Annotated in this window: 12 protein-coding genes; 1 reads left to right on the top strand and 11 read right to left on the bottom strand. The window is 51.3% G+C overall.

Translation table 11 applies throughout. From position 1 onward, the window contains the following. Positions 1-58 precede the first annotated feature (58 nt). From B1748_RS11115 to B1748_RS11080, 8 genes are all read right to left on the bottom strand, one after another. Positions 59-1,678, bottom strand: coding sequence for a response regulator transcription factor (locus tag B1748_RS11115; protein WP_087568087.1), 1,620 nt, complete (start codon positions 1,676-1,678; stop codon positions 59-61). 28 nt (positions 1,679-1,706) lie between these two features. Next, the gene (locus B1748_RS11110) at positions 1,707-2,993 is read right to left on the bottom strand and encodes an ABC transporter substrate-binding protein (protein ID WP_087567968.1); all 1,287 of its coding nucleotides are present in this window, start codon (positions 2,991-2,993) and stop codon (positions 1,707-1,709) included. Between the two features lie 117 nt (positions 2,994-3,110). Further along, positions 3,111-4,841, bottom strand: a complete 1,731-nt coding sequence (locus B1748_RS11105) for a sensor histidine kinase (RefSeq protein ID WP_256975621.1) — start codon at positions 4,839-4,841, stop codon at positions 3,111-3,113. 67 nt (positions 4,842-4,908) lie between these two features. Beyond that, complete coding sequence (locus B1748_RS11100) at positions 4,909-5,748, bottom strand: carbohydrate ABC transporter permease (protein ID WP_087567967.1); 840 nt, start codon at positions 5,746-5,748, stop codon at positions 4,909-4,911. Next, positions 5,745-6,713, bottom strand: a complete 969-nt coding sequence (locus B1748_RS11095) for a carbohydrate ABC transporter permease (RefSeq protein ID WP_087567966.1) — start codon at positions 6,711-6,713, stop codon at positions 5,745-5,747. Before B1748_RS11095 ends, B1748_RS11100 begins: the two co-directional genes overlap by 4 nt. Before the next feature lie 171 nt (positions 6,714-6,884). Continuing rightward, a complete protein-coding gene (locus B1748_RS11090) occupies positions 6,885-10,172 on the bottom strand; it encodes an endo-1,4-beta-xylanase (RefSeq protein WP_087567965.1) in 3,288 nt (1,095 codons plus the stop codon). Between the two features lie 251 nt (positions 10,173-10,423). Then, positions 10,424-11,446 (bottom strand): S-layer homology domain-containing protein, encoded by a 1,023-nt coding sequence (locus B1748_RS11085; RefSeq protein ID WP_087568085.1) that lies wholly within the window; start codon positions 11,444-11,446, stop codon positions 10,424-10,426. A gap of 556 nt (positions 11,447-12,002) precedes the next feature. Continuing rightward, positions 12,003-12,302, bottom strand: coding sequence for a YciI family protein (locus B1748_RS11080; protein WP_087567964.1), 300 nt, complete (start codon positions 12,300-12,302; stop codon positions 12,003-12,005). Between the two features lie 80 nt (positions 12,303-12,382). Here B1748_RS11080 and B1748_RS11075 point away from each other — a divergent pair, with 80 nt between their 5' ends. Then, entirely contained in the window at positions 12,383-12,811 is a 429-nt protein-coding gene (locus B1748_RS11075) for a winged helix-turn-helix transcriptional regulator (protein WP_087567963.1), read from the top strand. 242 nt (positions 12,812-13,053) lie between these two features. On the opposite strand, the gene B1748_RS11070 is transcribed toward B1748_RS11075, so the two are convergent. Genes B1748_RS11070 through B1748_RS11060 form a run of 3 tightly spaced genes read right to left on the bottom strand, consistent with a single transcriptional unit; the run spans position 13,054 to position 19,736 of the window. Next, entirely contained in the window at positions 13,054-14,379 is a 1,326-nt protein-coding gene (locus tag B1748_RS11070) for a glycosyl hydrolase family 28-related protein (protein WP_087567962.1), read from the bottom strand. Beyond that, positions 14,380-16,983, bottom strand: a complete 2,604-nt coding sequence (locus B1748_RS11065) for a glycoside hydrolase family 2 protein (protein ID WP_087567961.1) — start codon at positions 16,981-16,983, stop codon at positions 14,380-14,382. Continuing rightward, the gene (locus tag B1748_RS11060) at positions 16,980-19,736 is read right to left on the bottom strand and encodes an alpha-mannosidase (RefSeq protein WP_179215528.1); all 2,757 of its coding nucleotides are present in this window, start codon (positions 19,734-19,736) and stop codon (positions 16,980-16,982) included. The genes B1748_RS11065 and B1748_RS11060 overlap by 4 nt, the downstream gene beginning before the upstream one ends. Positions 19,737-19,857: the final 121 nt, after the last annotated feature.

The following is a 19,857-nucleotide window of genomic DNA, read 5'->3' as shown; positions in this document are numbered from 1 at the left end:
AGCACGGGAGTTTAGCGATTCTCGCGTAAGGTATAAATCGTTATAACGTTGCGTTGCGTTATTTCGTTAATTCCGTTGGATTATTGCCGATATATTTTTTGAATAGCGTGCTGAAATACGGCACGTTCTTATACCCGACCTGGCTCGCGACTTCATAGACCAGCATTTTTCTCTCCAGCAGCAGCTCCTTTGCCTTCTCCATTCTTACGCGGGTCAAATAATTATTAAACGTGTCGCCTACACTGTTTTTAAAGATATCGGATAAGTAATTTCGGGACATATTGACTTTGTCCGCTAGATCTGCGAGAGTTACGTCTTCCGCATAGCTGTCGTGAATGTACTGCAGCATGAAGTCCACCGCCTGCCGATGTTTACCATTGCCCTTCCACTCTCTGCTGGAGCATATCGCGCTTACCGTTTTCGTGATCCACTGCTCCAGCATATCGATTCTTGTCAGCATCACGATCTCTTGTTGAGGAAGCTTCAGCGGAGATCTCTCGTCCAACACGATTCCCGCCTCGTATAAGCTATAATTAAGAATGCCCCACATTTCGCCGGCGAGAAGCTGCACTTCAGATGGCGTATATCGGCCCCTGGACGATAGAAGCTGGAATTGATCGGCTATAATGCGGAGAGCGAGTCCCTCCTGATTAGCTTTTATCGCGCTTGTAAGCTCCTGATAAAATTTCACGGGACGAGTCAAGGGCCCAATTTCCCCAGAGCATTCGGTTCTACCCGATTGATAGAGCTCGTATCCTTTCATGGACGGGGATTCTCTAAGCTCGATGGACCGGAAGGCTTCTTCCGTCGAATCCGAAATTTGCAGCCAACTGCCCTTAAGGCTGCCCATTCCGATTCTAAGATTAATATTCAAGTATCGACTTACGCTTTCGATGGCTTCGGTACCGAGTTGTCTTAGCTTCATGTGGAGGTCTTCATGTGAAGGAGAGCGGGGGAGATGAATGACAATACCCGACCGTGTGCCGTGCAGCTCGGTATACGAATACGAGTCGAAGATGGGATTCGCGATTTCATTGATAATATTGCCGACAGCAAACCGAAACAGGTTTAAATCCGCGATAGGTACGGCGTTCAAGCGCGCATCCCGAACAATTTCGATGCCGATGACGAGATGACTGATTTGTCTCCAAAAGCTGTACGATTCCGGTAATTTCTCGTCTTTGCGATACGAGGGCTCCAATGTGCCCGAAATAACCGATTTGACCCATTCTTTCTCAATAAAGGGCTGGAATTTGCTCAGCCATTCGGACTGTTCCGCATGCTCCTTGTCCTTCATTCGTTCTTCCTGCAGCTGCGTTACGATTTTGTGCAGGATGGATTTTAAGGTAGATACGCTAACCGGCTTGCTCAAATAGTCGGCGACACTCAGCCTCATCGCTTGACGAGCATACTCAAAGTCCGAATATCCGCTTAAAATGACGATTTTTCCGTTGAAATCGTCGTTGCGCAATAATTCGATCATGTCCAAGCCGCCCATGACCGGCATATAAATATCCGTAATGACAAGATCGGGGTTCACCTTGCGGATCAGTTGCAGCCCTTCTTCTCCATCGGTCGCTTCGCCCGCCCATTCGGCTCCCAGATCGTTCCACGGAATGACCTGCTTCATTCCTTGCAGAACATTACGGTCATCGTCGATGATCACGATTTTCCACATGGCTCCGTCCCCTTCGTTCATCTCTTGATTATTCGTACTCCTTGGCCGTCTTCCGCAAGGCCTCGTAAGCTTGCTCAGGCGTCTTTTTGCCGAAGCTGAGTTCGTCTCGTACAAGCGCCCAGTCCTTATCCACCCAATTCGTCCAGCCGCTGGGGCCAGGCGACCATTGTTGACCGTTCTGTTGCGTGGCGTGATACAATTCCATCCCCGCCCTATCCGCATCGCTGAACGAGGCTTCTATCGCGGTAGCCACCTTGGTGTTGACCGGAACCCCCCGGGTAGTTCCGAGAATTTCGCCAGCCTCTTCGCTGTTAATGAACCAGTTGACAAACTTCTTGGCCTCTTCGACGTTATCGGAGAAAGGCGATATGCCAAAGAACAAGGAAGGTTTCAACCAGCCGCCCGCTTCTGCGGATCTGGGCATCGTCACCAAAGCATAGGCGCCTGGATTCATGCTGTCCCAGCCACCGTAGCTGGCGTTGAATGCAAGCCGGAGCAAAATGGCCCCCTTTACCAGAAGATCCGCGGAAGGATCAAATTCCTTATCCGACGCATTGACGTCAGCCGGCGGTACGGCCCCTGATTCGCGCAGCAGCTGCCATCGATTGGCCCACTCCAAAAACAGGTCCTTATCTATATTAAATTTACCATCGTCCGTCATCAGTTGACCTTTGCCGTTCGCGTACTGATAGGCGCTGTAGGCAAAATAATCTCCCGCGTAATCCTTTGATACGTATTGGTTGCCGGCCAGCTTAGCCTTCGCCTCTATCGCGAATTGAAAAAAATCGTCCCAGGTCCATCCCATGGAGGGAAGAGCGATGCCGAGCTTCTCCATGGCAGCCTTGTTATAGATCATCCCATGGGCTACCGACCCTAACGGAACGCCGTACAACTTGTTATCGATCAAGCTGATGCTTGTCAACTTGGAATCAATATCTGTAAGATCGATAGCTTCCGTCAGGTCGGCAAGCTGATTCCGGGAAGCCCAATCCGCTACCCAGCTGGGGTCAATCTGGAATATATCCGGAGCATTATGGGCGGCGGCTTGGGTAGACAGCTTGTCCAAATATCCATCCATGCCCGAATACTCCGGTTCGAATGTCACATGCGGATTGGCTTTCGAATAAGCCTCCAACGCCTTAAGCGTCACTTCATGCCTGGATTGAGCTCCCCACCACATCATGCGCAGCTTTACTTTCTCTCCGATTTGGGATTTTGCCGGATTCGCGCCATCGTTGCCGGATACGCAAGCCGTTAATGTCATGACCAATACAATTGCCGCAGCAATCCCGGCTATTTTTTTCCGAGCTGCCATTTTGCCCCCCCTTTGTTTCTGCGGTCCTGATCTATCCCCATCTTAACAAGCACAATTTTCTATTTATACAAGAAAGATGCACAATTTGATTTGATATTTTCCGATTGCCGCTCAAGATTACGGGATCGTATACAGAACGGGGAGCGTCACGCCGACATGGGTTCCCCCTTCTTCGCGCGACTTCAGCTCGACAACATAATCGCCGCCAAAATGAGCGAAAATACGTTCCCTCACATTGCGAATGCCATAACCGCCTGTTTTACGTTTCGGGGTCCTGGCGGGCTGATAACCTTGTCCGTCATCCTCGATCTCGATAACGAGCTTGCCTTCTGATTGCTTGATGCGAATCCGGACCGTTCCGTTGCTGCGATTGTGGAAGCCATGAACGACCGCATTTTCTACGAAGGGCTGCAATATCATTTTTGGAATGTACAGCAACTGGATGGATTCCGGACTATCGATATAAAATTGCAAAGCGCCTTTGTAGCGAATCTGCTGAATCTCCAGGTAACAACTTAAATGCTCAATCTCCTCTTTAACGGTAATAAACGTATTGCCATTGGACAACCCTATCCGAAACATTCGTCCCATAAGCTCCAGAATGCGGCTAATCTCTTCCTGATGATTGGTTATGGCTATCCAATTCAGCTGATCTAATGTGTTATATAAAAAATGCGGATTAATATTGGCCTGCAAAGCTTCCATTTCGGCCTTTTTTTGAAGCTCGTGCCTCTCGCGAAGCGACTGTACCAGCTGCTCGATACGTTCATTCTGCTTGCGATATCCCGAGAAAAGATACCCGAACTCATTCCTGTAGTCATCCGGCAGCTTCAAATTTTCGCCGTCGACGGAATAACGATTCATCGCGCCGACCAGCTTCTTGATCGGCTTCGTGAACTGCATGCTGAGCAGCATCGTTATGATTAACGTTAATAGAACGGATAAGGCCCCAATGACGGCAATGACCTTCGCCAGCTTCACGCTTCCTTTGGTAATTTCGGACCAAGGGGTTATTTCCACCAAAGTCCATTTGGAGTTAATGTTCCGAGCGTATACGAACAGCGATGCCGGGGTCCCGTTGCCTGCCTCGATCCGGAATACCCCCGAGGGACCGTCCATTTTGGCCTTAAGGTCAGCCCATGTTTTCGCATCCGTGACATTGCCGATTTGGAGTATCGGTTGCCCCGACATATCCAGCATGATCCTGCTCACTTCTCCTGTGGAGTGGCCTATTAATACATGACCAAGCAGTTCCGACTTTAGATGGATAACCAGATACCCGATCCTTTTATTATTATAGAGGATGGTGCGTACGAAACTGATGACGGAGATTTCTCCTTTAAACGAAGCGCGTTTATATTCGTCGCTCCATGCAAAATCGTTGCGTTTAATGCTTTCCGCCCAATATTGATGCGAAGCCTCCTTCAAATCCAAAAACTGAATGTAGCTTACCGAGTCCCCGTAGCCGGGATCATTCATAAACACATCGATTCCTTCGATTAGCGGCATCGAATTCGTCAAGCTCGCCAGAGATTGTTTAACTTCCTTAAACTGTTGGTACCTGATGAATTCATCCTCATCATTGTCGCCCGCCAATAAAGAAAGCAACGAATCGTCCCGGGATTTGGACAATGAAATTTGTTCGATGGTGACCATTCGCGATGTAATTTCATTGTTCAGTTCATTAAGAAGTTTTTGTTGATTGGTAGATGCGGTAGTCGCCAGCTCCCTTGAAGTCAGACTATAACTTATCCATATAATCGTTATAATGACAAGGGTTACGAGCAAAGCAAAGCTGCCGAAAAATAATCGGTCGATTCTGTACCTCTTAAATGGATTTCCTATCATGCAGGCACTCCTCTACCCTGTTGATTATATCGAATAAGCAGCGGTTCTCGTCGTGGCCGGGGTCCTATTACTTAATGCCTGTTGTGGCGACTCCTTCAACTAATTGCTTCTGCGCAACGGCGAACACCAAAGTTGCCGGAACGACCGAAACAAGTGACATAGCAAGCAATTGTCCCCATCGATGATGGCCCTCCGAATCATTGAGCATCTTTAGGGCGAGCGCTACCGTATACTTGTCAACGGAATTAATATACAAGAGATGACCCAAAAAATCGTCCCAATTCCAAAGAAAACAAAAAATCAGCACCGTTGCGATCGCGGATTTCGTCAGCGGGATCACCATGCGCCAATATAAACCGAACAAGGTACAACCATCGATCTTCGCCGCTTCGTCAAGCTCCTTGGGGATTCCCCTTATAAATTGCACGAGCAGAAAAACAAAAAAGGTACCGCCTGTCCCTCCAGCCAACATTTGCGGAACGATAAACGGCCAATACGTATTAATCCAGCCAAACTGATAAAACATCGCGTATTGCGGGACGATCAGCACTTGCGCCGGCAACATGAAGGTCAGCATAAGTATCGCGAACCAAAATTTTCTCAAAGGAAAATCAAGTCTTGCGAAGCCGAACGCGACCAAGGTGCAGGAAAATATAGCAGCTGCAAGAACGGCGATCTCAAGCAAAAACGTATTCAGGTAAAAGCGGGTGAAAGAATATCCGGGGATCGCCGTCCAGCCCTCGCGGAAATTGCTCCAAACGGGAACCGACGGAAATGCGTTAAGGGAGCTTATTTCCGCTGTCGATTCTAACGATGCGCCGATCCACCACGCAATGGGGTATAGCATGACGAAACTAAACAAAACAAGCATAATATGGCGAATCGCTTCGGATGTTTGCCGCCTCATGGCCTCCCTCCTCCGGATTCCGTTTCGTAGAACACCCAATACTTGGAGGTCAGGGCGATGATGCCCGCTACAACGGCAATCATCATCAACATCATCCAGGCAAGCGATGAGGCATATCCCATTTGATAACGGTTGAAAGCGCGTTCATAGAGATAAACGGCGTATACCATTGTAGCATTCATAGGCCCTCCTCTTGTAATGACATAGGCAGCCGTAAACATCTGGAAAGCTCCGATTATCGCCATGATCAGGTTAAAGTACAGGGTCGGCGTTAGCATGGGCAATGTAATGCACCAGGTCTGCTTCAACCGGCTGGCGCCGTCCGCCGACGAAGCTTCGTATAGATCCCTCGGGATTTGCTTCAGGCCAGCCAAAAAGATGACCATGGCCGAGCCAAGCTGCCACGCCGTCAGCAACACTAGCGTCCATAACGCCGTATCGGGATCGCTAATCCATCCCCTCCCTTTAAATCCAAATAGCTGGAGAATTCGATTGACGAATCCGTCTATTCCGAATATATTCCCCCATAACATCGATACGGCGATACTCCCCCCGATCAAGGAAGGAAAGTAAATAGCAACGCGGTAAGCGGATAACCCTTTAACCGCTTGGTTTAACGCCAGAGCGACAAGCAATGCCGCCAACAAACGAACAGGGACAGAAACGATGACGAATTTGAACGTTACGGCCAAAGACTGAACAAATTTATCGTCCTCCAGCAATATCCGTTTGTAATTGCCGAGTCCAACCCAGTTCATGCCTTGCATTAATGTATAATCCGTAAACGAATAATAGAGCGAAAGCATCATGGGGTATAACGTCAGCCCCAAAAATCCGAGCAACCATGGCGAAATAAATAAATATCCCGCCAGCGGAGACTCCCACCTTCTGAAGGATGTTTTCTTGCGAATCTTGTTCATGGCATGATGGCTGGGGCCTATGGATATGTTCTCGTTGCGGCTCATATTATCCTCCTAACTTGGATGTCTCTATCTTCCAAGTATAAGAGCAAGGACAGTCCAAACCTATAAGGGAATCTCACGATTCCTTTCAATATAATCAGAAAAAAAAGGAGAGAGGCAGCAATCTGCCTCTCTCCTATTCCCTAAATCAGTACTTGTATAACGGTTAGCGCATTACCATTCTAGAATCATGCGAGCCAACATAGTCAGATCGAGAATGTCGATTCGTTTATCGTCGTTCAAGTCCAAGGCTTGCACCTGATCCCATCCTGCATCTTCATAGGTCATGCCATAAGCCTTAGCCATAATCGCCAAGTCGCCAACGCTGATCTTGCCGTCTTCATTGTGGTCGCTCGGGATCTTCACGATCACGGAAGACTGGAAGTGCAGTAATGCGGCGTTCAACAGAGCGGCAGCTTCATCGATCTGATCTTGAGTGGCGTTCGAGTTATCCGCTACAGTCTCCGCTGCGTCGATGGCAGCCTGCAGCGTTGCCTTGGAGCCTGCCGGATATTGTCCGATCAGCTTGCCTTCCACGGCTTGATCATGCGCGCTTTGCGCCTCGGCAATCAGCGCGTTCAGCGCCGCTTTGTCGATGACGTCGATTCGAACGGTGTGTATCGTGCCGTCACGATCCGTTTCCGCGCCTGCGCCGTCTGCCGTCACCAATCGGGCGACCTCGACGTTCGTCAAGCCGGCTGGCGCATGTTCTTTGGCCCGGAAAGACAATTGGATCAGATCCGCATTCGGATTGGTTTGACCGGCGCCAAGATGAACGCCCAGAATGCGGAGTGTTCCGGCAGGTTCTGTCTTGTAATCGGCGACGACGAATTTCGCTTCGTCTGTCGAGACTGGCGGTGCGGTCAGTTCCAGCTTTTCGGCATCGTAAGTAATCGTGACGTCTTGAGCCAGTACGTTGCCCTGCACATGGCTCAAACCGTAGACAAGGTCGAAGGAACCGCCGGCCGGTACATGATCGGCGCCGGTTAATGTTGCAGGCGCTTTAGAGCCGCCGACGGAATAGATGCCGAGATCGCCAAGGTCAATGGCATAGTCGTCCTGGATTTTCTCGTATTCGCCTGCAAAGAAATCATCCAGGTAGGAATGCCCCAGCATGAAGCGGTTCGGATTCATGGCGCCATAGTATCCGGCATTGGCATTGCTCTGACCGTCGAACAGCACATAACTTCCCTGCCATCCGGAACCGGTTACGCCCCAACTAATAATGTGATCGATGTACGGAGCGAACTTGGTGAACAGTTTATACATCAGCGCATACTGATAACCAAGGGCGTCAGACTGTCTGACATTGAGCGCCGCTGGAGCGATCGCGCCGCCTCCGGGAGCGTTTGTCGGCAACTTAAGGTCGAATTCCGAGAAAGTAATACCGGCAAGCAGGCCCTGGTCAACGAGAGATGCATAGAGGGCCATGGCATATTGGTTATCGCTTGCAAGGGTGTTCTTAACCGAATCGTGTCCCTGGATCCCCATGTCCTCAATAAGGGGTCTTCCGTCATACAGCGGATCGGTAAGCCATGCAGTGTTCAATTCGCGGATCATGTTGTACGCGGTCCTCGCTTTGGTGCGGACGGAAACGTCGTAATCGTTATAGGTCAGCTTCGGAGGACTGTCCGTGATATAGGCGTCAATGCTGCCTTCGGCGTCGTGTCCATCGAGCTTCATGTATTCGGGAAGGTTGGCGTAGTTGGCTTTGTAAGCCGCCGCCATCTGAGCGTTCGGTGCCGCGATGTGCGCGTACTTGAAGAGCAGGTAAATGTAATGCTCTCTGATGTCGCCTTCAATTTGGTCATCCGACAAGGCAACCAGCCAGTTGGTGTGTTTGAGGCTTGTTCTCCAACTGTTCGGATCCGTCGGGATGTTCTCGCTATGGCGGCTTTCGTGAACCTCTTCGTTGAGTACATCCCATGAATTGAAGGGGATGACTCCGCGGGATTCGCTTGAGCCATACTTCGTATCCGTGGTCAGGAAGTGGCGCATCACATACATGGTGTGATTAAACTGCACTCTTCTGGCACTTTCTTTGTCTACCGGAACCGTGGACGTAACGCCGTTGCCCAATCCGTAGAAACTGGCTGTGCCTTTATACCCGGATTCAAGATTCGCGGGAATGATCTGTCTCATCCATGCGGGTGCCTGGTTGTACCATGCCAACACATGGCCGTGAGACTTGTACTGCCCGGGAGTTCCCGAATCCCTGATCGCTTGATAAGAGCCGGTCGGGAAGTTGTACTCAGCTGTGCCAGGAGTGGTGGTTGCGCCGTTCAGTGGCGCGCCGGTCACGCTTTTTAGCCAATTGGGACCGCGAGGATGCGTTGGTTCGGCCTTAAGATTGTTGCCGTCGACAAAGATTTCATAGTGCCGGGCCCTGGTTCCGGTTACGGATCCGGTTCCGATCGAGCCGACCATGAACAGGTCGTTCTCCTTGTTGTATACACTCTTAAGAGGCGCTACGGCACTCTGGTTTTCCTTGTTGACTACATTGGGAAGCGCAATGCCGTCTGGATCGGGCGCGGTTATTTGGATATTGGCGACAAGCAGCATGCCGGTTTCTGCGGGACGGCCGTTCTCGCCATGGAGCTCAAGAATGAAATTCGACGAATTGCCTGTCGAGGCGTTAATGCTGTGGTGGGCCATTAACCAGGATTCGCCGTTGTAGCTGCCAACCCAGTCGGGGTTAAGGTTATTGTACTGGTATTCCCTGAGGTAGCTATCAAGATCGGAGTTGGCATTTCTGGTTCTCCACCGCATGAATTTGCCCTGCGCGCTCTTGGGATAGTACACATCAAACTCAATCGTCGCTCCTGCAGGGACATTGACAGCCGGAGACAACGGAGATGCAAGAGTTATTCCGCCGAACGTGCTTGTTCCGTTATGGACGTAATTGATCTGGAGCACATCGGCTTTGCCTGCGGAATCCGCAAAAGGATAAGGAATCATTTTGAAGGTGCTGCCGGCAAAGTCGGCAGGGACGCGGTTGTCCAGCGGAGTTCTCGTGGCCCAGGCACCGGTGGGTTCGGTAATTAATACAGGCATTTTACCAGGACCCGGATCAAGACGGAAGTAGGGATCCGAACCGTCCGCCTTGATCCTTCCGGTGAAAATCGCTATTGCCTCTTCAAGGCTGGCAATGGCTTCGTCGGCGGGAGTGGGCTCATGGCGCGCGAACTCGAGCGCTTTATCAAGATCCTCGAGCTCGTTGGCGTACACCCAAGGGAAAGCTTGGTTTACATCGGAGCCTTCGTCAGTACGGCTAACCTGGAGCGGGAATTCCTCGTTGCCTGCTTTTAAGGCTTCGGCTTGCGCAATGAGGTCGTTCAGTTCAAGCGACAACTCGCCTTCGGCCGCAGCGGCCGGGGCGGAGACAAACGCGAATGTGGAAATCAGCATGATGACTGCGAGGATGCGGGAGACGTTAATTAAGCGTTTTTCAACTTTCATCATAAGTTTAGCTCCTTTTCGTAAGGCAACCACTAAAATCTCGTTTTAGTGCCGCCCGTTTTGGAATTTCGGGATTTCGGAATACCACATACAAGAAGAGTCGCGCTTTATCGCAATCACGGACGCGTAAGCGCTTACCATAACCCCTAGTAATTTGCCGAATAGATTCACCTCCTTCATTCGAAACATAGCTGCCTCATTTCCGGACGTAACGCCATCATTGTAGCGAATGGAATAATATTCGTCGGTTAAAATTACGCGTTCACGCTGCTCTGCAACGTCAAAATCAGAGTCACCGCCTCGGCCCGGGTAGCGTTAGCTTTCGGAACAAACCGATTATTGCCCCTCCCTTGCATAATGCCTACTTCTACCGCATGCGCGATGAACGGACTCGCCCATGACGGAATTTCACTATCATCCGCGAAGCTTGTCGTCTTACCGGAATCAATAGGGACGCCTAAGGTCCTCGTAGCCATTACGGCCATCTCCGCGCGGTTAATGTGTTTAGAAGCGCGGAAAGTATGGTCCTCGTAACCTGTTACGATTCCCGCCGAGATGGCTTGACTAACGGCTGACACGGCCCATGAAGGAATGTGAGGGGAATCGGTAAATTCAAGGGCAATATCTGTAGCTTGAGGCAGCGATAAGGCGCGAATTAACATGGCTGTAAACTCTGCGCGAGTAACGAATTGCTGAGGTCGAAACGTTCCATCGGGGTAGCCGTCCACAATGCCTATCGAAGCTGCTTTGTCAATGTTTCCCTCAGCCCAATGCCCCGAAATATCCGTAAATGCCTGTAGTTGCCTTGTAATGTCAAAGTCGATCCGCACATCGGCCTTTGGCTCTTGAGCCATAATATCGCTGCTTACAAGCTTAACTTTTTTGAGCTCGACGGACGTCTTGCCTGCAGCAATCATTCTGAAGGTGATTTCGGCCATCTCAACCTTGCCGCTTTCGCCATTCGTACGCCCGACCTTGGTGTGGGCAAATAGAAGTCGGCCCTCTTCTTCATGAACAGGGACGGAGAAGCCGGAAACGGCACTCTTGGCTCCCTTATATTCCAGCCTGCTCTTATCATAGGTTAGCTGAATTTCAAAACCATACATATCCTGCAGATGCTCGCCCGTCACGATCACCCTGATGTTCCGACCTGCTACAGCTCGGTCTTCCGATGCGGTTAAAGTAAAAACGGGGCCGCTTTCCGCTGAAGCGGCTGGCGCGAAATAGGATAGAAGCAGTACGAAGGTTAAAATACCGGCTATAGCTCTATTGATCATGTCGATCCGCTCCTTCATTAATAAGTAGAGGAGACGCTTGCTTGTCTCCCCCTTGATTCCATTATGATATCGTCCTCATCGGAACTACCAGTTGAATATCAATCTGGCCAGGATGACCAAATCCAAGATATCGACAGCACCGTCATCATTGCTTAGCTTCCTTTAAACAAATCAACCGCTCCCCTGCCATGGATTCAATTCGCTATTAGCGTAGCAAATCGATAGGAAAGCGTATATTGACATTAATCAATGCCCTAACATATTTCTAAGGCCATCATTTCAATCCTTTGTCTATTGACAAACATAATTAAGGTGCGGACATATTTCCTATTCGCACTGTTCGCGAACGGCTAATCCTATTGGCTCCTCTGACAAATAGCCAGTTCAGATAGCATCTCATGTTGTCCTCGCTCGGCGGCCAACCTCCATCTACTCCGCTTGTCATAAATGAAAGATAGTCTGCGAGAAGGGATTCCCCCCTCCGCAGACTACCATTTTTTTTCTTTAAATGAGGATGGCTCTGATGTTGGATACGGTCATTGCGCTATCCGCCACCTTAATTTTCCAGTGCTCCAATGATTTCGATCCTGCCGCCATATTGCAATTCAGGCCAATCGGAGGTTAACCTGGCAGCCTCCTCCAAAGATTCTGCTTCAATTACAGACACACCGAATATATCGCCGGTGTATTCTTCGACCATATGCTGAGAAACAACTTTACGGCCAGTGCCGGCAAAACGAACCTTTTCATAACCCGTTTCCTTCAAATTCTCCAGCCAACTCCACAACTCATGAATATTCTGAGCTGCATTCTCGTCCGGAACTTCACCGCTTCGATATACATACAAGAACTTCATTTCATAACCCTCCTTTTTCAGTTGCAATTTGAAACTAAAATCAATATAATAAATCGTAATGATAAAGTCAAGGAGGCAATATGCAAAATAATCCTCGCAGAAGATCGAACTGTCCCATCTCTTTTTCACTTGATATCCTAGGTGATTCATGGTCGCTTTTAATTATCAGAGACATCATATTTGCAGGAAAAAAAACATTCGGAGAGTTTATTGCTTCCGATGAGGGGATTGCCAGAAACATTTTGACGAATCGCCTGTCTCGACTTGAGGCAATGGGTTTGATCACTAAAAACCCCCATCTCGGCGACAAAAGAAAAGATTTATACGAACTCACAGAGGCCGGATTGGATTTAATACCGGTGTTGTTGGAGTTATCGGCTTGGGGAGCGAAACTTGAGCCTGAAACCGCAGAAGCCGCAGCTTGGTTGGACGAGGTCCAAATGGATAGAAACAGCCTCATTCAACAAATACGAAATACGGTTAAACAGGGAGGATCGGTGTTCACGTAAAGGTGATTCAAAAACCCAAAACGTCCAGTCGCTCGCTATAGCGTCGATTGTGTCCGTTAGTTCACGCTAGCAACCGGAAAGAGTGCGGCTGCCGACGAAGGGGATGTTCGGGAGAGAACTTAAGGAAGCCTTATGGGACAAGGCTTCCCTGAGTTTAGTGTCATATTCTCAATCATTCGTTTAGATTTTCTACCGCTCAGTGTGGCTCATTTGCGTATCTATTAGCCGGCCTCTGAATCCGGTTATAAATTATTGGCAACCACTTTGCTTGTACCGGTCGCCGCGTCATGAATGCCGCTTCCCGATTCGGAAGTGTCGTTGCCTGTTACGATGTAATAGTTTAATTTGCGAGCTCCATCGTCAAATAGCCCGATGCCGTTCCGGTCAAAGTCGCTGAATACGCGATTGCCGTTTACAATCACATGTTTCCCGCCTTCGATCTGCATGCTGTCGCAGGATAAACAATTGTTGGGATTGAGCCGGTTACGTACTACATTGCGTTCCAGCAGGTTTCCTGTAATCGTCACATTATCCCCTTTGGAGAAAATGCCTTGCAGCTGCTGGTCGCCAATACGATTGTCTGCAATCGTGACCTTTTTGGCGCCTGACTCGATCAGGATGCCCAGTCGCGTAGTCGTGCCTTCCTCGTCGCCGGCACCGATCCAGGAATTCGCCACGGTGACGCGCTCCGATTCTCCACCAATGTAGATTTGCTGATGATGGGCGTTCTCGAGAATACTGTTGACGATATAACGGGCAAATCCGTTGCCGACGCTCATGATGCCATAATTAAAAGGAGCGCCGTTAATAACGGTCGTCGTATCGATATTAATGCCATTTGAGTTGCCTTCCATCAGCACGCCTATATTCGTCGGCTCCAAAAATGTTTTCGACAATTTATAATCGGCACCGGACCAGAACACGATATTAGCGCCTGGAAAAACCGATGTCGGCTGCATGCTTCCAGTCGTCATTACATTGCTGTTAAGGATGGTTACGAACTGTGTATTCAATTGTGCGTTGCCTTTTACACCGACGGAAATGCCATATGCGGCATTGTAGACCGTAACGCCATCCAACGTCGTGAATCTTGCTCCCTCCACACGAATGCCGTATGAAGGTGAATGGACGATATCGGCATTCGGGGCTACGGAACGATCAATCGCCAAATTTTTTACCTTGTTGTGTGTCGTCTGACCGCTCCCTGTTCCGATATGAATGACAGCATCCGTTCCCTTGTTGAGGAAGAGGGACGACCCCTTTCCCGTTCCTTCCAGTTGTACGTTATGTTCGGTTATGTGGAGTGTCGAGCTTAATTTATAACTCCCTTTTGGAAAAAACACGACGCCTCCGCCTGCGCTTTGCGCATCATTGATCGCGCTCTGAATCGCGGCTGTATCATCCGCTATGCCGTCACCGGCCGCGTTATAAGGGGCGGCTTTTACATTGTAATCCGTCACGCTTGCCGCTACGGCTAGGTCAGGTGCAGTTATGGTACTTCCCCCTAGTACAACCGTCGCCAAAATAGCAACCAGTATTCGCATACGAAATTTAAATTGATTCATCATCTACGATTCCTCCTTTAAATTATGCTGCCACTCGTTACAATCGGCCTCGACATTCAGCCCTTCTATAATAGGAATGAATTCGCTGCCTTCCTTAAGGTTCCGTTGAGCCCAATTCATCTGCAACCGCTCTCCTGGCAACAGCACAACCATATTGCGGTCGAAACATACAAACTGCCCGGGATCACGTTCCATCACCATCAGCCCAATGGCGCATACAGGTGAAACATTAACCAGAATAAAAGCTGTATGAAGTACTACCGGCTCCCTTTCTATGACAATTTGCGCCCGCGGAAGCTGCAGCAGCGGCTCCAGGGGGGCAGAACTCTCCACAGCGAAAGCGTACTCGTTACGCTCTACAGTCCATTCCCCGGCGACAGCCTCCAGCCGCAGTACAAATACACCATGCGCCGGGCGTTCCACTATCCAGGAAAAATCCCCCGCCAGCTGCGCTCCAACGCCCAAAGAACAGTCGTAAACGCACCGCTTTAGCAGATTCCCGTCCGCTCCATACAGCGATACATTCACTGTGGCCTCTAGCCCCTCAATCTCGGAATGTTCATTGTGGATAAAGATGCCGCATGCGAAAGTATCGCCCTCTTTGTACGCCAATTGGCTGTAGCGCGCGGAGAGATGCAGGCCCGCGTAGGCTTTCTTCAACACGTAGTAAGCCGGTTTCGGCATGCCGTCATATTCGATGACGGATGTATTCGCATTGTTCGGAAATGGTTCGTTGCCCATCCAGACGATAAACCCGGAAGCTTCCGGTTCCCGCCGGCGAGTTGCTTCCACGGCGTACCGCAGCGACTCTGCCTGCATATACCTGCTGACCCGGCAATACAAATCCAGCTCATCCGCATCCGCAGCCCACAATCCGAACAACGCGCCCAATTGCTCCCACTGGATCCACCAGGCTCCGCGATGAACCCAGTACGGATTGTCCCGGGTAGGCGGCCATACAGGCAGCCCATCCGCCCACTTGCGTATCGTTGCCGCCCGAGACGTGCCCGGCGTCCCTGTTTCCGAGCGAAACAAGGCATCGTCGCTATTAAAGAAAGCATAATGCTCGCGATCGCCCAAATACTGCCACGGACCATGGACATCATGATGGAGTCCCTGGCCAAATCGGCTGGCATCGGCCACGAAAGTCGGACCCGATGCGCTTGCAGGCAAAAACCGCCGTCCCGGATCGAGCTCCGCAACCAATCGCTTCAACATGGCGATATTGAGATGTCGCTCATCAACAGGCACACCCCCTTCCCACATGAGCTCATTGCCTCCGCACCACACCGCCAGCGAGGGATGCGAGCGCCTCTCCCGGATTGCTTGGGCGGCTGCCCGCTCCAATGTCGCTAGCACAGCCGGATCATCAGGCGGCAGGTTGCTGATGCCGCTCGACGATTGGGGAAATTCCTGCCATACAAGCAAACCCAGGCCGTCGCATACCTGAAAAAAGGCTTCTTGCTCAATGATAGCGCCGCCCCATACACGCAGCAGGTTAACGTTCATATCGCAAAATCGGCCGACATATTGCTGGTAGTCCTGCTCCGTCACGGAACCGTAGAGAGGCTTAATCGGCACCCAATTGACGCCCTTAATGAATATGCGCTTGCCATTGACTACGAGCGTATAGGGCAAAGCGCCGACAGGCGCGTTCTCATTCGCAACCCATTCCAGCTTGCGAAAGCCGATCGTTTTAACCACGGCCTGGAGCTCCTCCCCCTGTTCGCTCAGCAGCTTGATTTCAGCCGTGTAGAGGGAAGGTTTGCCATAACCGTTCGGCCACCATGACTGTACTTCGCCCACTTCCGCCATATGCTCGAAGGAGTTAACCCCGCCTTTAAGCATAAGTGTCTCTGACCATTCGTACTGGACGGCGTCATCCTCGTCCTTAAGCCGATATTCGGCCCTGTATGGCCCTGCTGCGAGCGTCTCCACGGAGGCGGCAAAACGAACCTGCCCCGTATGCAGATCATCGTTTAGAGTCGCATGGGGCCAAAAATCAGTCAGCTTCGTAGCCCGGTACGTATACAGGCAGACGTCTTGCCAGATGCCAACCGGCACGATGCGCGGGCACCAGTCCCAGACATAATTGAATCGCGGCTTCAGGGTGGTGACAAGGTGGGTGTATCCGTACTGGCCGTCGATCTCCGGCGATTGCCTGAACATGACACGCAGGTGGTTCGAGCCCTCGGATACTGTACGAATATAAGGTGAAACATCAAAGGCATGAGGCCAAAAGAAACCCTCGAATTCGCCAAGTTTCACGCCATTGAGAGAGATCTCCCCGGCGTAATCAAGCCCTTCGAACACAAGCTCGCACCGGTCCAACGGCCAGCCGTCCGGAATATCGAACTTCTTTTCGTAGCACCATTCCCGGTTATTCACCCACTCGCCGCTCAAGCTGCGCAATCCCCTGTTGGGATCGTCCAACAATCCGGCTTTGAGCAAATCGGATTGCACGGCCCCGGGCACTGTCGCGGCAATCGGCCCGACCGGAGGAGGAAACGTCTCCCCTAGCTCCATCGATACCGTAAACCGCCACTGATTACGGTACCAGCCGGTCAGCTGCCAATCGTCACCGCTCAGGTTCAAGCGGCCGTTCATACAGGCACGATCTCGATCGTGACGATTTTTTTGCCGTCCGCTTCAATAGCGATTTCCTGTTCATCCGTGACAACTAACGGAGCGAGTCGGTTTTCCGCCAAATCTACGGCATACGCTTCGCCGATACGCTGCCACCAGCGGAGCATCGTCCGTCCTGTAACGTCGGATGCATTAAAAAGGCGGATCAGGATGCTGTCGCGCGAATCCGCTTTTTTCAGCGCGGACAGGACGAACGAATGCCGCTCCCCGCCCAGCTGGAGAAACGATTGCGTCAGGGGCAACGCTCCCGTTCCATCCCCCCCGTTCTGATCGGCAACCTTCGCCGAATGCCGCATTTGAACCGTTTGGACCGCCAAATGATGCTCATGCGCTCTTCGCCATACTTCTCCTTCCAGCGGACGGCCTTGATGCGGCACTAGCGCGAAGCGGAACGTATGCGTTCCCTGGCATTGTCCGTCCGGCGTCGGGAAATTCGGCCCTGCGCCGCTCACGATTGTCAGCGGATCCGGCGAACCAAGATAGCCGACCGCACGCAGCAGCGTCAAATACAAGGTTCCGTCCGCGGTCGCTTCGCATTCCGGTAAGCCAAGAGGCGCAACGGCAAACCCCCGCTCGCCGCCGGCATCGGTCATACCGGCAAAACCATGATTGTGGAAGACGCCTACAGCATCCTCAATCCACGCGGCCTCATCTGGCTGAACGACCTGTACAGACCTTTCTACAAGATCGAAGGCGGCAGAAGACCAAGACGTATCGGCTTTCAGTCCTGTAGGAAGCGCCACCCGCAGCCGATGATCGGCAGCCTGATTGTCGAAAATGACCTTTACGCCCAGCCATTCGTCCTCCGCTCCCAGGCTGACCTCAGTGACGAGTCGGCAGATCCGTCTCTCCAAAGCCCTGCGTTTGCGATCGGACGCCAGACCCGCAGGCAGCTCCCAGCTTCGCTCGATGCGCAGTACGCCGAGTGCCTCGCCATCGGCCGCGACCGTGACGGAAGCTTGAATCCCTCTCGTCGTGAACACCTCATCGATTAGCGGGGCGGAGTACGTATAACCGTCCCCTCCATCGCCGCCGTCTTCGAATACGAGCAGCCCTTGATAACAATGGCCGTTCTTCTTGTCATAAAGCGTCACACTGCCGTCGAAATGCACGTCTGCTTTCAGCCACTCGTTTTCAAGCGAATTCCCTTTCGCGATAACCCCTCGTTCCGGTACCCGCTTCCGGTTCGGAACTGCTGTAAAGGTGGCATAACCTAGTGCGGGCAGCGTCTGCGGAACGAATGCAACTGTCGCCTTCAGCGAATATTCCAGCCCTGGCAATATGCCTCGCTCCTCGGGAGGAGCAGCGTTATGCAGCATCGCCATATCGCGCACGGCAGTCTCGTGATGGTGAACGCAGCGGAATTCAGGCCGCACATCCATCACCTGGCTCGGAAGCCGTTTCCCTTCGGAGTCGTAAATATCGATCGTCCGGAAGGCAGGGGCATCGGCAGGCAGGTACAACTCCGCCATGACCGTATTGCGCCGCGTATGCTCCAACGGATTAATGGCATGAAAGATGATCCGGTTATTCGGAAGCACCGATGTGTCGACTTGCGCCAGTAATGAATAGAGGGCCTCGTCCTTCAATTGTCCGGCAATCTCCGTCGACCATTCGAAACGCGTCATCATCTGCCGGTGAACCTCGTCACGACTGCAGCCGCAAATGGAGTCATGCGGGTGGTTTTGCAACAGATAGATCCAGCTCTGCTCAAGCAAGCGATCCGGGTAGCGATTACCCGCCAAACCGCAAGCTATGGTTGAGAACGGCTCCGCCCATCGTTCCAGCAAATATTGGGCCTGTGCATTGGCCTGCTTCAGGTACATTCGCGAGGAAAGCACGTTTGCCAAAAGAAAGTTAAACCCGCCGCTAGTGACACGGTTCGTATCGCGAAGCTCTCCATGCGCTTTGAACAGATCCTTCCCGTACGTTTTCTCCTCTGCTTCGTTTAGAAATCCATCGATCGTGCCGAACACCAGCTCATATTCCGGCAGCAGCGGAGCTGCTTCGCGGATTATGCGGGATAGATCGCGCTGCGGCTCCATATGGTCGACGCCGACCATTAATAGCAGCGTGTCAATGCCCGATGCAGGAATAAGATGGCGCTCTGCTGCACCACGTATTTGTTCAGCTGCTTTATCCGGATCGGAATAAAGGCGGAACAATTCCGAGTAGCCCATCTGATTGGATAACCTGTAAGTAAACAGCTCGCTGCCATCGGCCCCTTCCCACAGCAGTTCGGATTGGCTGCGGGCAGCAACGTCGCCAAGGCCTCTCCAGACGACCGCTTGCGACATGCCGAATCCCCTCAGTAGTTGGGGCAATTGCGAGATGTGCCCGAACATATCCGGCAAGTAGCCAAACTTGAGACTGCCGCCCATCTCCTCCGTCTTGCGGATTCCCAGGGAGAAGTTGCGAATTAACGATTCTCCGCTCACAAGCGATTCGTCCGGCTGCACATACCAAGGTCCAACCTTGATCCGCCCCTCGGCAATTAAGGTGCTCAGCCGCTCCCGATCTTCCGGATGAATTTCCAAGTAATCGTCCAGTACGCTGGCCTGCCCGTCGAGATGATAGCTGACGTAGTCAGGATCATTGTCGAGGATCTCCAGGAGCCCCTTGATCAGCCGGGTTAGACGGATGCGAAAATGTTGATAGGACAAATACCATTCCCGATCCCAATGGGTATGAGGCACAATATAAATACGTTTCATTAGCTGTACACGACCTTCCATTTGACATGTTGACATGACTTTTGAAATTACAATATAGCGCTTACATTATAATGCCGCCAGCCGAATCGCCGGCTGCACCGCATTGCCATTCATGCAATGC

Origin of the sequence: Paenibacillus sp. MY03 (assembly GCF_002165585.1) — a bacterium.
GTDB lineage: Bacteria > Bacillota > Bacilli > Paenibacillales > Paenibacillaceae > Pristimantibacillus > Pristimantibacillus agaridevorans.
Note: the sequence above shows the minus strand (reverse complement) of the source record. Positions and strands in the feature narration are given on the sequence as shown.

What these genes read in the sequence shown, in the direction of transcription:
- B1748_RS11115 (WP_087568087.1), bottom strand. Translation starts at nt 1,678, where the DNA reads ATGTGGAAAATCGTGATCATCGACGATGACCGTAATGTTCTGCAAGGA.
- B1748_RS11110 (WP_087567968.1), bottom strand. Translation starts at nt 2,993, where the DNA reads ATGGCAGCTCGGAAAAAAATAGCCGGGATTGCTGCGGCAATTGTATTG.
- B1748_RS11105 (WP_256975621.1), bottom strand. Translation starts at nt 4,841, where the DNA reads ATGATAGGAAATCCATTTAAGAGGTACAGAATCGACCGATTATTTTTC.
- B1748_RS11100 (WP_087567967.1), bottom strand. Translation starts at nt 5,748, where the DNA reads ATGAGGCGGCAAACATCCGAAGCGATTCGCCATATTATGCTTGTTTTG.
- B1748_RS11095 (WP_087567966.1), bottom strand. Translation starts at nt 6,713, where the DNA reads ATGAGCCGCAACGAGAACATATCCATAGGCCCCAGCCATCATGCCATG.
- B1748_RS11090 (WP_087567965.1), bottom strand. Translation starts at nt 10,172, where the DNA reads ATGATGAAAGTTGAAAAACGCTTAATTAACGTCTCCCGCATCCTCGCA.
- B1748_RS11085 (WP_087568085.1), bottom strand. Translation starts at nt 11,446, where the DNA reads ATGATCAATAGAGCTATAGCCGGTATTTTAACCTTCGTACTGCTTCTA.
- B1748_RS11080 (WP_087567964.1), bottom strand. Translation starts at nt 12,302, where the DNA reads ATGAAGTTCTTGTATGTATATCGAAGCGGTGAAGTTCCGGACGAGAAT.
- B1748_RS11075 (WP_087567963.1), top strand. Translation starts at nt 12,383, where the DNA reads ATGCAAAATAATCCTCGCAGAAGATCGAACTGTCCCATCTCTTTTTCA.
- B1748_RS11070 (WP_087567962.1), bottom strand. Translation starts at nt 14,379, where the DNA reads ATGATGAATCAATTTAAATTTCGTATGCGAATACTGGTTGCTATTTTG.
- B1748_RS11065 (WP_087567961.1), bottom strand. Translation starts at nt 16,983, where the DNA reads ATGAACGGCCGCTTGAACCTGAGCGGTGACGATTGGCAGCTGACCGGC.
- B1748_RS11060 (WP_179215528.1), bottom strand. Translation starts at nt 19,736, where the DNA reads ATGAAACGTATTTATATTGTGCCTCATACCCATTGGGATCGGGAATGG.